The organism is Hymenobacter psoromatis (assembly GCF_020012125.1).
Taxonomy (GTDB): Bacteria; Bacteroidota; Bacteroidia; order Cytophagales; family Hymenobacteraceae; genus Hymenobacter; species Hymenobacter psoromatis.
On the sequence record NZ_JAIFAG010000001.1, the window covers coordinates 2,122,752 to 2,136,944 of the forward strand.

Consider the following 14,193-nt stretch of genomic DNA (forward strand, 5'->3'; position numbering starts at 1 on the left):
TATACAGCTGATTTAGTCAAATGATTAAAAGCCGGTCAAAAAAAGCGCTCACTCAATTATCAGGCTCATCCAGCGCACGACCAGCGCCTTACGCTCGTGCATGAGCTGGGCAAATGCGGCCTCACCGAGCGGCTCGGCGGCCTGCACTACGGGCTTGAGGATGAAGGGAAACAGCAGCATCCCGATAAAAGTCAGGAACACCTGCACTGGCTCGGCCGCTGGCTGCCGCTCCACCAGCTGCCGGGCAAACGCGGAATGAGCCAGCTGCTGCATCAACGGGGCCTGCTGGCTGAACCAGGTTGGGTTGGCCCGCAGCTCGCTCAGCACGAACATCGGCATCTCGGGCTGTTGCAGCAGCAGGTCGATATACTGGCTGGTAATGAGTTCGATTTTCTCGTCCAGCGTCGTGGCCGCATCGTGAAAGAGCGGCGCAACGACCCCGAAAAACTGCTGGGTATTTTCGCGCAGCACGAGGTTGAAGAGGTTTTGCTTGCTGCGGAAATAGTAGTTGAGCAGGGCCAGATTCTGGCCGGCTTCCTCGGCAATGTCGCGGGTGCGGGTCGCGGCGTAGCCCTTGCGCAGAAATATGCGCCGGGCCGCCTCTTTCAATTGTTCTTCGGCCGAAAGCTTTTCGCGTAGTGACTGGCTCATAAAACGCGCGGGACGGTGCAGAATGACCGCCTCTGGTTCTGGTTAATAGCTTTTCGCGTGGCTTTTAACGATAAGAAAAATGGCTGCGCCCAGACCAGAGAATTAATTTAACTTTTCTAATTATCTGTCCCCGCTCCAAAATTAACAGGAATTACGCACGGGACGTACTTTGCTGACCGTGCAAGTATAGGTAGCCGTAGCCAGGCCCGGTAGGAGCCGCCTACTCCTACCAGGTAAGTACCCGTGGTTAATTAGTTTATGTTAAATTTTGAGAAATTTATTCTCCATAAATTTCCTACTTGCGCTAAGCAACGATTAACTGCGTAGAAAAGAGTATCCTTATTAAAGTAGTCACCTGGGTCAAGCTGTTCTTTCTTCAATTTACGCCAAAGTGTTTCCGCAATATTGAGGTGTGGCGAATAAGTAGGTAAATAAAATACACGTAATCCGCGTGCTTCCCAAAAAGGTAATTGCTGCTGGATTAGCTGCGCTTTGTGGATACTTGCATTATCTACCACAATTACTGTTGGCTTTCGAATCTTAAAAGATAATTCTTCTAGTTGTGTAAAGATAAAATTTGCGCTAATAGTCGTTTCCGTTGTTAACCAATGGGTTTGATTGCGTCGGCTAATAAGTCCCCAAATATTGATTTTATAGCCTTGCTCAACTGGTATGAAAACTTCTTCTCCTAGAAACTGCCACCCGTAGGGCACGTAGCCCGTACTGCACACATGGCTTTCATCTCCGTAAAATAAGTCTAGAAAACCTTGCTCGCAAAGTATCTCTAATTCAGTTAATTGCGCCTTCTTTAAGGCATATAAATCCGGGCAGGGCTTGCCTTTACAGCGCCTTCTTATTCGCTTATATCGTCCGTCAAGACTTTTAAAAAAGATTTAAAGGTGCTCAAGCTAACCGATTTGTTAGTTTCCTGTTCCCATTCCGCTTTAGCCGTTTCAATACGTTGTCTATTCGCTTTGATAGCTTGCAAAACAGACTCTTTATCCTCCACTACGCTTACTACTGCTTTGCGCCCGCGTCCAGTCTTTGTTTGTAGTCCCTCAATACCCTCCTCTTGATAGCGTTTTGTCCACCCATTAACACTTACATAAGTCATAGCCGTAAACTTGGCTACTTGTTCTGAGGTGAGCCCGATAGCTTTTAATAAAATCACTTCGCATCTAGCACGAAAACAGGGCGTCTTTCCCGTTCTAGCTCCTTGTTCTAAGGCTGACTTTTCAGATTTACTCAGTAAGGGGGGTATTAACTCTTGACATGATACAAAGCTAATCATTATAATATAAACTAATTAGCAACAAGTACTTAACCCCTGCTTCATCGACCAAAGGGCGGAATTTAAATGATGGTTTTCAGTTCGGGTAATAATGGCCAGCAATACTAGATGAGACTTTTAATGCTACTGACAAATGTTATTAGGGAATGATAAGGTTTACCTTTCGTCCGGTATGCTACGAGGCATTTAAACCGCTTCGATTACTTTTACCTACCTGCTGGTTACCCCATCCCTTTTCCCGCCCATGAACTCCCTTCGCAAGACGGCCTTGCTGGCCACTGGCGCGCTCACGCTGCTCCTTAGCTCGTTTCAGTTGCGGCCGGTGCGGGTAGTCGATGACTGGCAAAATCTCTTCGACGGCAAAACGCTCACGGGCTGGAAACGCCTGGGCGGCACCGCCGAATACCAGGTCGAAAACGGGGCCATCGTGGGCACGAGCGTGGCAGGTTCGGGCAATACGTTTCTGGTCACGGATAAGGAATACGGCGACTTCGACTTGGAGCTGGACGTTAAAATTGACGACCCGGCCGGCAACTCGGGCGTGCAAACGCGCAGTCACTTCGACGCGGCCGCGCAGCCGGGCAAGGTCTACGGCCGGCAGGTCGAAATCGACCCATCGGCGCGCAGCTGGTCGGGCGGCGTCTACGACGAGGCGCGCCGCCAGTGGCTCTACCCCCTCGATTTGCACCCGCAGGCCAAAACAGCCTTCAAGGTGGGTCAGTACAACCACCTCCAAATAGAGTGCCTCGGTAACGAGCTGAAAACGTGGGTCAACGGCGTGCCCGTGGCCTACGTGGTGGACCCCATCGACCCCCAGGGCTTCATTGGCTTGCAGGTGCACGCCGTGACTGATGCGGCGCAGGCCGGCCACAAAGTTTACTTCAAAAATATCCGCATCAAAACGAAAAACCTGACCCCGAGCCCGTTTCCGGCCGATATCTACGTGGTCAATTTCGTACCTAACTACCTGAACGCCTACGAGAAGCAGCACGGCTGGCAATTACTCTTTGATGGCAAAACCAGCCAGGGCTGGCGCAGTGCCAAAAGTCCCACCTTCCCCGCCGCGGGCTGGCAGATTGCCGATGGCATGATAACCGTGCTACCCTCCGAAGGCAAGGAAGCGGCCAACGGCGGCGACATCGTGACCAAGGCGGAGTACCAAGCATTTGACTTATCGTTTGAGTTTAAGTTGACGCCGGGGGCCAACAGTGGGGTGAAGTACTTCGTGACGCTGGCCGAAAAAACCGACGGCTCGGCCATCGGCCTCGAATACCAGGTGCTCGACGATGCCCTGCACCCCGATGCCAAGCTGGGCCGTGACGGCGACCGCACCCTGGCCTCGCTCTACGACCTGAAAACGGCCGATAAACCTGCCCGCTTCGTACACCCCATCGGGGAGTGGAACGTGGGCCGCGTGGTGGTCTACCCCAACAACCACGTCGAGCACTACCTCAACGGAGCCAAAGTGCTGGAGTACGAGCGCGGCTCGCCCGCCTTCCGCGAGCTGGTAGCCCAGAGCAAATATCACGTGTGGCCCAACTTTGGGGAGGCCCCGGCCGGTCACCTGCTGCTGCAAGACCACGGCAACCGCGTGTCGTTTCGCAGCATCAAGCTCAAGCAATTGTAGGGTGCGGGGCTTGCCCCCGCCCGTCGTTGCACGATGCGCGTTTGTATCGGTCAACGAAGCGCAGATTTCATTCAACAATGGGCGGGGGCAAGCCCCGCACCCTACTTTTCTTAGCTTTCCTTCCCATGTCGCAGCCTCGTCGTGAGTTCCTTCAGCAAGTGGCCTTGGCCGGCGCGGGCGCTTTGCTACCCCGCGTTACGTGGTCGGCCAGCAGCTACAAGCGCATTATCGGGGCCAATGACCGGGTGCGGGTGGGGGTAGTGGGCTTCTCAGACCGCCACCGCAACTCGCACATGCCCAGCTTTTTGCAGCATTATAAAGCGCTGAACTTCGATATAGTGGGCGTATCCGACATCTGGAGTAAGCGCCGCGAGGAAGGCGCGGCCCTGTGGCGAGAAAAGCTCGGCCACCCCGTGGCCGCCTACCGCAACAACGACGAGCTATACGCCAGCAAAAGCGTGGATGCCGTGTTCATTGGCACCGCCGATTTTCAGCACGCGCTGCATGCCATCGAGGCCGTGCAGGCCGGCTGCGATGCCTACGTGGAGAAGCCCTTCGCCGAGACAATGGCCGATAATCGGGCCGCCCTAAAGGCTATTAGGGGCTCGAAGCAGATTGTGCAAATCGGCTCGCAACGCCGCAGTGGCGACAACTACCAAGCCGCTGAGCGATTCATTAAGTCGGGCAAATTCGGGCCTATCACAATGGTGGAACTGACCTGGAACGTGAACCAGCCCGGCCGCTGGCGCCGCCCCGAGCTGGTAGCCCAGCTCCGCGAGGCCGATACCGACTGGCAGCGCTACCTGCTTAACCGCCCTGCCGAAGCCTACGACCCGCGCAAGTACCTGGAATATCGGCTGTTCTGGCCTTACTCCTCGGGCCTGCCGGGTCAGTGGATGAGCCACCAGATTGACACCGTGCACTGGTTTACGGGCCTACCCCACCCGCGCAGCGTGGTGGCCAACGGCGGCATTTATATGTGGAAGGACGGGCGGCGCAACTGGGACACCCTCACGGCGGTGTTTGACTACGGCCCGGCCGCCGACCCAAGCACCGGCTTCCAGGTCACGTTTGCCTCGCGGATGGACAACGGCGATGAGCATCCGGCCGAAATATATTACTCCAACGGTGGCGAGCTGAACCTGAATACTAACCGCGTATCGCCCACTGGCGGCCTCACCCAGCAGCACGCCGAGGCCATGCACCTGCCAGCCAACCTGCTGCCCGAGTTCAGCCTGGCCAGTACCGATGCCGCAGTAGCTTCCGCCAATACCGGCGGCGACGTGCTCACCTCCAACCACATCCGCAACTGGATGGCGTGCGTGCGCAGCCGCCAGCAGCCCCACGCGCCCGTCGAGGCCGGCTACAGCCATTCCATCGCCAACATCATGACCACCGCTGCCGCTCACACCGGCCTCAAAGCCACCTTTGATGCCCAGACGCAGGAGGTAATGGTAGGGGGTAGGGTGTTCCAGTACTGAGAACGCCCTGTAGCAAACAGAGCATCTTCACCTATATCTACTGAATTATACCGATGGCTGCTCAATCTCCCGCGCCAGCTCCGCGTACCAGGCCGCGCCGTACTTACGCTCCAGCGGCTCCTGCAAAAACTTATACACCGGCACGCCCAGCTTAGCCCCAAACGAGCAGGCCGGCGAGCAAATATCCCAGCGGTCGTAGTTCAGCGCCTCAAAGCCCTCGTACTTCGTCACCCGGATGGGGTAAAGATGGCAGCTGATGGGCTTCTTAAAAGTCGTCGCACCAGCCAGATATGCCTGCTCAATGCCACATTTTAGGATACCTCGCTCGTCGTAGAGCGCGTAGGCGCACTCGCGGTCATTAATCGTGGTCGTGCTATAGTCACCCTCCCAGTCTTCAATGTAAAGTCCTTGGGCCGTAATGGCTTGCTTGCCGGCTTCGGTCAGGAAAGGCTCAATTTTGGGGTACTCATTTTTGAGAATTTCCAATTCCTCCAGCTCCAGAGGCGCGCCGAGGTCACCCTCCACGCAACAGGCTCCTTTGCAGGCATCGAGGTTGCAGACGAAGAAGTTTTCGGCCACGTCGTCGGAGATAACGGTATTCTGGATAATAATCATGACAAGGCGCGAATTTATCAGCGAGAGCAGGTAATTAGTAAAGCGCCGTCATGCGCGGGCTTTTCCTAAAAACGGTAGCACAAAGATACCGCCCTACCCCCCGCCAACTTATCTTTGTCTGCTAGACGTGCCTCGGTACTGCGGGCAGTTTTGGGTCGCTTTAGCCTTGCGGTCCGCATTTTCCCAAAAGCTAGCGGCTGGCAGCTACTAGCTAACCGCTTATTTTAGATGGCTTTAGATTATCACGCTCTCTTAAACCCCTCGCAGGCCGCCGCCGTGCTCCAAACGGAAGGCCCCTGCATGATTATCGCCGGCGCAGGCTCGGGCAAGACGCGGGTGCTTACCTACCGCATCGCCCACCTGCTGGAGCAGGGGGTAGACCCGTTCAACATCCTGGCCCTGACTTTCACCAACAAGGCCGCCAAGGAAATGCGCGCCCGCATTGAAAAAGTCGTCGGCCCCAATGCCAAAAACCTATGGATGGGCACTTTTCACTCGGTGTTCGCCAAAATTCTGCGCTCCGAGGCCGATAAAATCGGCTATCCGCGCTCGTTCACTATCTACGACACCCAGGACAGCCGCACACTCATCGGCCAGATTATAAAGGAGTTGGAGCTGGATGATAAGCTCTACAAGCCCGCTACGGTGCTCGGTCGCATCTCGGCGGCCAAGAATAAGCTCGTCTCGGTGCAGCAGTACCTCAACGACCCCGTTATTAAGCAAGATGACGAGGCGGCCATGCGACCCAAAATCGGGGTGCTCTACCAGCAGTACGCCTCCCGCTGCTTAAAGGCCGGCGCGATGGATTTCGACGACCTACTGTTTCAAACTAACGTCCTCTTCCGCGACCACGCCGACGTACTAAATAAATACCAGAACAAATTCAAATTTGTGATGGTAGACGAGTACCAAGACACCAATTATTCGCAGTATCTAATTACCCGCAAGTTGGCGGCCAAGGAGCGAAATATTTGCGTGGTAGGCGACGACGCGCAGAGTATTTATGCCTTCCGCGGCGCGGATATCACCAATATTCTCAATTTCGAGAAAGACTATCCTGAGCTGAACGTATTTAAGCTCGAACAGAATTACCGGTCTACTAAGAATATTGTGTGGGCCGCTAATTCGGTGATTAAAAATAACCAGGCGCAATTACGTAAAGACGTTTTTTCAGCTAACGAGGAGGGCAATTTAATTGAGTTGATTAAAGCCGCCTCCGACAACGAGGAAGGCAAATTAATTGCCCAGTCTATTTACGAGGACAAGATGAATCAGCATCTTTCCTACGATAATTTTGCCATTCTTTACCGCACCAACGCCCAAAGCCGGGCAATGGAAGAAGCGCTGCGCAAATTAAATATCCGCTATAAAATTGTGGGTGGCCTGAGCTTTTATCAGCGCAAGGAAATCAAGGATTTAGTGGCTTATTTGCGCCTCACGGTGAACCCGAATGACGAGCAAGCGCTACGCCGGGTAATTAATTATCCGAAGCGCGGCATCGGCGACACTACGATTAGCAAATTAATTAACGCGGCTGAGGAAGCCAACCACACTATCTGGGAAGTGGTGAGCAATGCTGACCAGTTTTTGCCGGCGCGGGTGAGCAATTCGGTGGTGGGCTTCGCCGAAAAAATCAAGAGCTATACCGCCGTAGCGGCCAAAGAAGATGCCTTTGAAGCGGCGAAATTCATCGCTAAAAACTCGGGTATGATTGAGGAGTTGTACTCCGATAAAAGTATTGAGGGCTTGTCGCGCTACGAGAACATTCAGGAGTTGCTCAACGGCATCAAGGAATACGTGGACGACCATGAGCGCGAAGACAAGTCGCTGGGCGCGTTTTTGCAGGATATCGCGCTCGTTACCGATTCTGACTTGAAGGACGCGGCTCAGGAAGGCGAGGCCGTGACGATGATGACTATTCACTCGGCTAAAGGCCTGGAATTCCGTAACGTATACATCGTGGGCATGGAGGAAAACCTCTTTCCGAGTCAGATGATGATAACCTCGCGGGCCGACCTGGAGGAAGAGCGTCGGTTGTTTTACGTAGCTATTACCCGTGCCGAGAAAAAGCTGACGCTCAGCTACGCCACCTCGCGCTACCAGTGGGGCACCCTGCGCTCGTGCGAGAAGTCGCGCTTCCTAGATGAGATTGACCCCCAATATCTTAACGTAAAATTTGCGTCCGGCCCGGCGGTGAGCGATTCGCCGTTTCAGCACGTTTTCGAGCGCCGCTCAAACCTGATTGCTACCCCCCCGCGTAAGACGGTAGCCACCAAGTACGTGGCCCCGGCCGACTTTCAACCCTCCGACACGAGTAACTTGCAGCCCGGCCAGCGCGTGGAGCACGCCAAATTCGGGTTTGGCCAGGTCGCTACCCTGGAAAAACAGAACGGCACCGTGAAGGCGATTATTAATTTTGAGGAAGTGGGCGAAAAAACGCTGCTCCTGAGCTTTGCGAAACTGCGCGTGTTATAATTTTTTCGCGCTGAGTTCGCGGGGATTCTCAGAATTTACACTCCGCGTACTTCCGTGAATCCCGTGCGAAATACTTTCGAAACAATGACCCCTACCCCCCCCCTACCCTTTCACCTGCAACTGCTGGTGCGTGAATATGGGCAAAGCACCTACCAACTTATTCAGGGCCTGGCCCAGATTGAGGACGTGACCGAGCGCACGCGCCGCGCCGCTGGCATCGTGCAGCTGATGCTGCGCCTGCGCCCCAGCCTGCGCGAGGTGCCGGAGATTCAGACGCGCCTCTGGAACCACCTGCACGCGCTCGCGGGCACTGAGGTGGCCCTCGACGCGCCCGTGCCCCTCGCGCCGCCGCGCCTCTACCAGGCCAAGCCCCAACGCGTAGAGTACCCGCGCCAGGCCCCCAAGCTGAAGGCCTACGGCCGCGGCGTGGAAGCGCTCATTGCCAAAGCATTGACCTTACCCGATGCTGCCGAGCGCGAGCAGGCCGCCACCCAGATTGGCCGCACGATGAAATTTCTATACCGCCAGCACAACAAGGAAAATGCCAAGGACGTGACCATCATCCGGCACCTAGCCGAGCTATCGGGCGGGCAGTTGAAGCTGGATGCGCAGCTCATAGCCGACCAGGGCTTGTTTGAGCTACCGGCAGCAACCGCGCCAACCGTCGCACCGGCCCGCACCACCGGCGGCCAGCCGGGGGGTAGCAGCCGCTTTGAGGGCAGCCGCGAGCGTCGCGCCGACCGCCCCGAAGGCGGCGGTAATGGTAACGGTAAAAAGCGCGATAAGAAGCGCAGCAAGAAATTTCGCTCCGAGGCTCAGCAGCCGCCGCAGTAGCTTTGTGGTCTAATTGGACCCTCGGGGGCTTATTCCTACGCCAATTGCTCACTGTTAATTGTTAATCGAAGAAGAATGGCTGCTTTTGAAGTACGCGGTGGGCGTAAGCTGCACGGAGAAATAATTCCCCAAGGCGCTAAAAATGAGGCGCTTCAGATTTTATGCGCGGTGTTGTTGAGCGCCGAGCCCATTACCATCAGCAACGTGCCCAACATCCGGGACGTCAACAAGCTCATTGAGTTACTGCGCGACCTGGGGGTGAAAGTAGGCCAGCTGGCTCCCGACACCTATATTTTTCAGGCCGAGGATGTGCGCCTCGACTACTTGGATACGCCCGAATTTGTGGCCCAGGCCCGCGAGCTGCGCGGCTCGGTTATGATACTCGGCCCCCTGCTGGCGCGCTATGGCCGCGCCCAGCTGCCCAAGCCCGGCGGTGATAAAATTGGGCGCCGGCCACTCGATACGCACTTCGTGGGCCTCGAAAAGCTAGGTGCGCACCTCACGCTGGAAGGACCCGACTTTTACCGCCTCACCGTGCCCGGTGGTAAGCTACAGGGCACCTCCATGCTGCTCGACGAGGCCAGTGTGACCGGCACTGCCAACATCCTGATGGCCGCCGTGCTGGCCGAGGGTACTACCAGCATCTACAACGCAGCCTGCGAGCCCTATCTGCAGCAGCTCTGCCGCATGCTGGTGCGCATGGGCGCTACTATTCAAGGTATTGGCTCCAACCTACTCACTATTGAGGGGGTAGCCGTCCTTGGGGGCACCGAGCACCGCATGCTACCTGATATGATTGAAATCGGCTCTTTCATCGGCCTGGCGGCCATGACGGGCTCCGAGATTACTATCAAAGACTGCCAGATTCCGGAGCTGGGAATTATTCCCGACACCTTCCGCAAGCTGGGTATCCAACTGGAATTTCGCGGCGATGATATTCATATTCCGGCCCAGGACCACTACCAGATTGGCACCTACCTCGATGGCTCCATCCTTACGGTGAGCGACCACACTTGGCCGGGCTTCACGCCTGATTTGCTGAGCATTATTCTCGTTATCGCCACTCAGGCGCGGGGCACAGTGCTCATTCACCAGAAGATGTTTGAGTCGCGCCTATTTTTTGTTGATAAGCTCATCGACATGGGCGCGCAGATTATCCTCTGCGACCCGCACCGCGCCACCGTTATTGGCTTGGACAAGCGCGCCGCCTTGCGCGGCATCACCATGACCTCGCCCGACATCCGGGCCGGCGTGGCGCTGCTCATTGCAGCGCTCAGCGCCGAAGGCAAGAGCACCATCCTCAATGTGGAGCAGATTGACCGGGGCTACCAAAATATTGACGAGCGCCTGAATGCCCTGGGAGCGGATATTCGCCGGGTGTAGTATTTATAAATAATTCATTTTCAATTAGTTAATTACATATAATCCCATAGTACCTAAAAGCCCGGCCTGCAAAGGCTGGGCTTTTTGCTGGAGATATGGGTTACCCGTATCAGGGAGCCGCATAAAGAGGCAGCTGCGCCGCTGATTTTTTTTCTTTCAGCCTTTCCCCCACTTTTCTGATAAAACACTTAATTCATCCTATCCTGTTCGGACTGGGGCTGGTAGGGTATAGCTAAGCCAAACAAGCGACACTTTCTAAATTTCCGGCTGAAATAGCTGCTGCTCAGCTTATTATCAGCGCGCCAACAGAGCCCGGCTCGGCGGCCAGTAAGGGCGGATGGAAAGCTTGCGGTCGCCGCAATTTGCGTGGGCTATGTGCGGAAGCGCTACGTCCGGCATCTTTCTTAGTAGAAGGGCTTACCGACTAATGCGCAGTTGCATTAACTGGTATAGCGCAGAGCTTTATTTCTTTATTAACTTGATTATGAAGATAATAGCTGCCATATTTTTGGGGCTAACGCTACTCGTGCAAACCGGGTGCAGCCACCAGCCGGCAGCCGGCGAGGTAGCCGCAACCACTGATTCGGCCACGTCAAAAGCTGCCCCTGCCGGGCCCGAAGCAGTAGCAAGCAGTAGTGCAGCCCCCCTACCCCCGCCCGCCCTGGTGGCCGCAGCCACCTCGCGCCTGCTCATCTACCAGGCCGATGTGCGCCTCAAAACGGCTGCCATGCCCCGCGCCACGGCCAGCCTCGATAGCCTGGTACGGCGTAGCGGTGGCTACCTGAGTGCCGCTAACGAAACCCACATCGACGGCGAGTGGCGAGAGGAAAGTACCATTCGGGTACCCCCTGGCCAGTTTCAGGCACTGCTGAGTGGCCTGGCGGACTTGGGCACCGTAGAAGAGAAGAAGCTCACTACCACTGATGTCACGGCCGAGCACGCCGATGTGGCGGCTCGCCTGCAAGCCAAGCGCGCCGTAGAGCGCCAATACACGGCGCTACTCACCAGAGCCCAGAAAATTAAAGATATCCTTGCTATTGAGGAGAAGCTAGGCGAGGTGCGCGAAGAAATCGAAGCCACCGAAAGCCGATTCAACATCCTGAACGACGAGGTAGCGTATTCTACCATTACGCTCACGCTGTACCAGCCTGTACCCCAAACCGTACCCGATGCGCCCATCATATCATTGGGGAGCCGCACCGTGGAGGCTTTTTACGGTGGCTGGCAGCTCTTTATTTCCCTGCTTTTGGGCACGCTTACGCTGTGGCCACTGGTGCTGGTGGCTGGCATAAGCGGCTGGTGGCTGTGGCGCCGACGGAAAGATAATCCGAAGCCACAGCCACCAAAAACGCAAGCTCCGGGCTAAAAGTACAGGGCCCCGCTGAACGCCGTTCAGCGGGGCCCTGTACTTTTAGCCCGGAGCCGAGGCAACCTACTCCACTACCATATCCACGATGATAGTTACCAGCGACAAGGCCAAGCTAAAAATTAGCGTGCTCACAAAGCCCGTTACTGAGAAGCTATTCATCAGGTAGTCAGCCAGCTTGACGATGATAACGTTGATAACCAGGAGGAAGATACCCAGTGTAAGCACCGTAATTGGAAAGCCGATTATTTTCAGAATAGGCTTTACCGTTGCATTAAGCAGCCCCATAACAATGACCAGCACGGCGGCGCTACCTACGCCATCTAGGCGCACGTTGGGCAGTAGCTGCGCCAGGCCATAGGTGAGCACGGCCGTCAGAATGAATTTGATAAGTATTTTACCCATATCAATAAGGAGATTTTAGTGCGAATGTTAGCTGGAAAGAAGGCGCGAAATTCCTTACTTAGCGCCTTTACCCTTCTTGGCATTAATTTCTTCAGTAGCTCCCAGGCCTTTGGCCGCGAGGCGGCCCTGCGACACAGCCATCCAGTTACAAAGCTGGTAGAGCAGGCGGGCGCCTACAATCGCGTTCCACTCCGTATCGCCGGGGGCTACTTCGTTGAGGTCCAAGCCGATAATAGTACGCCCCGAGCGCACGATTGCGCGCAGCAGGTACACAGCCTCTTCAAACTCCAGGCCGCCGGGCACGGGCGTGCCGGTGCCAGGGCACAGCTTGGGGTCGAGGCCATCGATATCGAAGCTGAGGTATACTTTCTGGGGTAGCTGGGCGATAATCTTGCCACATACTTTCTTCCACGATTTCTTGGCGAATTTTTCCTCGCTCATAAACCGCTGGCCAAAAATAGCTACCCTACCCACCGAGCGCTCGATAAAGTCGGCCTCCTGCTGGCACATATCCCGAATGCCAACCTGCACCAGCTTTTTCACCGCCGGTAGCTCCAGCGCGTTGTACATGATGCTGGCGTGCGAGTACCGAAAGCCCTCATAAGCCGGCCGCAGGTCGCAGTGCGCGTCGATTTGCAGAATGCCGAAGCCATCGGGGTGGCGCTCGGCCAGCGCGTGCAAAAAGCCCAGCGGTGTGCTGTGGTCACCGCCCAGCACGGCTACGGCCTTGTCAGCATCGAGCAGCGCGCCGGTTTTAGCCTTCAGCCATTGCAAAAGCTGGTCGCCCCCAGCCGTGACGCGGGCGGCCGCGGTGTCGTGCTCGGCCGCGCCGGCCGTCGGCTGGCCCGCTTCGAGCCAGCCAATGTAGTCGGCCGCAATGGGGCGCAGGTCGCGACTGATTTGGGCAATGGTTTCGTCGGGCTCCTCCATCGCTAGGCCCAGTTTCCAGGCATCGGGCAGGTCAGAGTCGTAAAGGTCTACCTGCAGCGAAGCCTCGCGAATGGCGGCGGGCCCCTCAGCGGTGCCCGCCCGGTAGCTCACGGTTACTTCCCAAGGCACGGGGACCACGACAACCTGTGCTTCTTCGGGCGTAAAGGGTAGGCCGAACAGCCCCCCGGCGGCATCACCGAGCGCATTAGGGTCAAAATTGGCTATTTTTTGTTCGAGTGAGGAAGTAAGCACGAGTAAAAAAGAACACCAAGCGCCGGGCACTTGGTGGATTGAAGAAAGTATTTGAATAAAAAATAACCTGCTGAGTAAAGCACCGCTAGCGCCCAAGTAGTTAATACCGCTGTAACGAAATGGCAGAAATATTTTGACAGGCGGACGCCAAATTAATATGACGTAATTATTTATTTTTTGAACCCTCAATTAACCTTTAGTAATTGAGGGTTCATTCCTATGCGGCCGATTGAGTCTTGCCCAAAAAGTCATATGTGCGGATAATCTCCAGGATTTTTTCGAACGTAGCCCGGTCAAAAAACAGCATCAGTGGCAGCTCAACCGAATTTTCCTTGTCAGAGAACTGGGTAATAACGGAAAAAATAAGGGGCTGAAGTGCATCGGGGTCGGGGAGCAGGCTGTGCAAGGCCGTAGCCAAGTCGCCGGTTGGAGCTTTGGGGGGGGCACCATAGATATTGGCTTTCAGAATGTTAGCCAATTGGGTTACCAAAGCTCCCGTAATAATATTGCTGATTTCGAGTAGTAGCGATTCTTGCAGCTCCGTGAGTTGCAGCGAGTCCGTGACCTGCATTCGCAGGCACACCCGCGACAGCCGCTGGATATGCTGCCCCGAAAAGAACATGAAGGTTGAGCCGTTGAAATCACCCCGAATGTCGCTCTGAATGGCTACGTAGCGCGTCTGATATTCGCGCACGCGCTCAATAATACTGGCGCTGGGCAGCAGGTCGAGGTTAGGTACTTCCAGCAACACCCGCTCCTGGGCAATAACCGCAAAGCTGTCAGCCGCGCGCGCCAGTCCAATATTCAGAATTTCGCGAATGATGTCGCGTTCTAACTCATTCATTGATAAAGTCATAACAGCTTAGTACGTAGCGGTGGCAGC

Annotated in this window: 13 protein-coding genes; 6 read left to right on the forward strand and 7 right to left on the reverse strand. The window is 55.5% G+C overall.

The features are described from left to right. Positions 1-48: 48 nt before the first annotated feature. The 3 genes from LC531_RS09165 to LC531_RS09175 all read right to left on the reverse strand — a co-directional run bounded on the left by LC531_RS09165 (position 49) and on the right by LC531_RS09175 (position 1,942). The gene (locus tag LC531_RS09165) at positions 49-651 is read right to left on the reverse strand and encodes a TetR/AcrR family transcriptional regulator (protein WP_223649997.1); all 603 of its coding nucleotides are present in this window, start codon (positions 649-651) and stop codon (positions 49-51) included. A gap of 251 nt (positions 652-902) precedes the next feature. Next, on the reverse strand, positions 903-1,544 hold the full coding sequence (locus LC531_RS09170; protein ID WP_336245532.1) for a transposase: 642 nt from the start codon (positions 1,542-1,544) through the stop codon (positions 903-905). Next, positions 1,505-1,942: a helix-turn-helix domain-containing protein gene (locus LC531_RS09175; RefSeq protein WP_223649998.1), complete on the reverse strand. Its 438-nt coding sequence runs from the start codon at positions 1,940-1,942 to the stop codon at positions 1,505-1,507. Before LC531_RS09175 ends, LC531_RS09170 begins: the two co-directional genes overlap by 40 nt. A gap of 244 nt (positions 1,943-2,186) precedes the next feature. Here LC531_RS09175 and LC531_RS09180 point away from each other — a divergent pair, with 244 nt between their 5' ends. Next, positions 2,187-3,569 carry a 3-keto-disaccharide hydrolase gene (locus LC531_RS09180; protein WP_223649999.1) on the forward strand — a complete coding sequence of 461 codons (1,383 nt, stop codon included), beginning with the start codon at positions 2,187-2,189 and terminating at the stop codon, positions 3,567-3,569. A gap of 125 nt (positions 3,570-3,694) precedes the next feature. Continuing rightward, positions 3,695-5,050 carry a Gfo/Idh/MocA family protein gene (locus LC531_RS09185; RefSeq protein ID WP_223650000.1) on the forward strand — a complete coding sequence of 452 codons (1,356 nt, stop codon included), beginning with the start codon at positions 3,695-3,697 and terminating at the stop codon, positions 5,048-5,050. A 45-nt stretch (positions 5,051-5,095) separates the two neighbouring features. Here the strand turns inward: LC531_RS09185 and LC531_RS09190 are convergent, their stop codons facing one another. Then, positions 5,096-5,665 carry a DUF3109 family protein gene (locus tag LC531_RS09190; protein ID WP_223650001.1) on the reverse strand — a complete coding sequence of 190 codons (570 nt, stop codon included), beginning with the start codon at positions 5,663-5,665 and terminating at the stop codon, positions 5,096-5,098. Positions 5,666-5,893: 228 nt separating this feature from the next. Here LC531_RS09190 and LC531_RS09195 point away from each other — a divergent pair, with 228 nt between their 5' ends. From LC531_RS09195 to LC531_RS09210, 4 genes are all read left to right on the forward strand, one after another. Continuing rightward, positions 5,894-8,140 (forward strand): ATP-dependent helicase, encoded by a 2,247-nt coding sequence (locus LC531_RS09195; RefSeq protein ID WP_223650002.1) that lies wholly within the window; start codon positions 5,894-5,896, stop codon positions 8,138-8,140. An 84-nt stretch (positions 8,141-8,224) separates the two neighbouring features. Beyond that, positions 8,225-8,974, forward strand: coding sequence for a DUF4290 domain-containing protein (locus LC531_RS09200; RefSeq protein WP_223650003.1), 750 nt, complete (start codon positions 8,225-8,227; stop codon positions 8,972-8,974). Positions 8,975-9,049: 75 nt separating this feature from the next. After that, complete coding sequence (murA, locus tag LC531_RS09205) at positions 9,050-10,357, forward strand: UDP-N-acetylglucosamine 1-carboxyvinyltransferase (protein ID WP_223650004.1); 1,308 nt, start codon at positions 9,050-9,052, stop codon at positions 10,355-10,357. A 484-nt stretch (positions 10,358-10,841) separates the two neighbouring features. Continuing rightward, positions 10,842-11,723, forward strand: coding sequence for a DUF4349 domain-containing protein (locus tag LC531_RS09210; RefSeq protein WP_223650005.1), 882 nt, complete (start codon positions 10,842-10,844; stop codon positions 11,721-11,723). A 66-nt stretch (positions 11,724-11,789) separates the two neighbouring features. On the opposite strand, the gene LC531_RS09215 is transcribed toward LC531_RS09210, so the two are convergent. From LC531_RS09215 to LC531_RS09225, 3 genes are all read right to left on the reverse strand, one after another. After that, positions 11,790-12,128 carry a phage holin family protein gene (locus LC531_RS09215; protein ID WP_223650006.1) on the reverse strand — a complete coding sequence of 113 codons (339 nt, stop codon included), beginning with the start codon at positions 12,126-12,128 and terminating at the stop codon, positions 11,790-11,792. Between the two features lie 54 nt (positions 12,129-12,182). Next, complete coding sequence (locus LC531_RS09220) at positions 12,183-13,310, reverse strand: agmatinase family protein (RefSeq protein ID WP_223650007.1); 1,128 nt, start codon at positions 13,308-13,310, stop codon at positions 12,183-12,185. Positions 13,311-13,527: 217 nt separating this feature from the next. After that, positions 13,528-14,154, reverse strand: coding sequence for a chemotaxis protein CheC (locus LC531_RS09225; protein WP_223650008.1), 627 nt, complete (start codon positions 14,152-14,154; stop codon positions 13,528-13,530). Positions 14,155-14,193 lie beyond the last annotated feature (39 nt).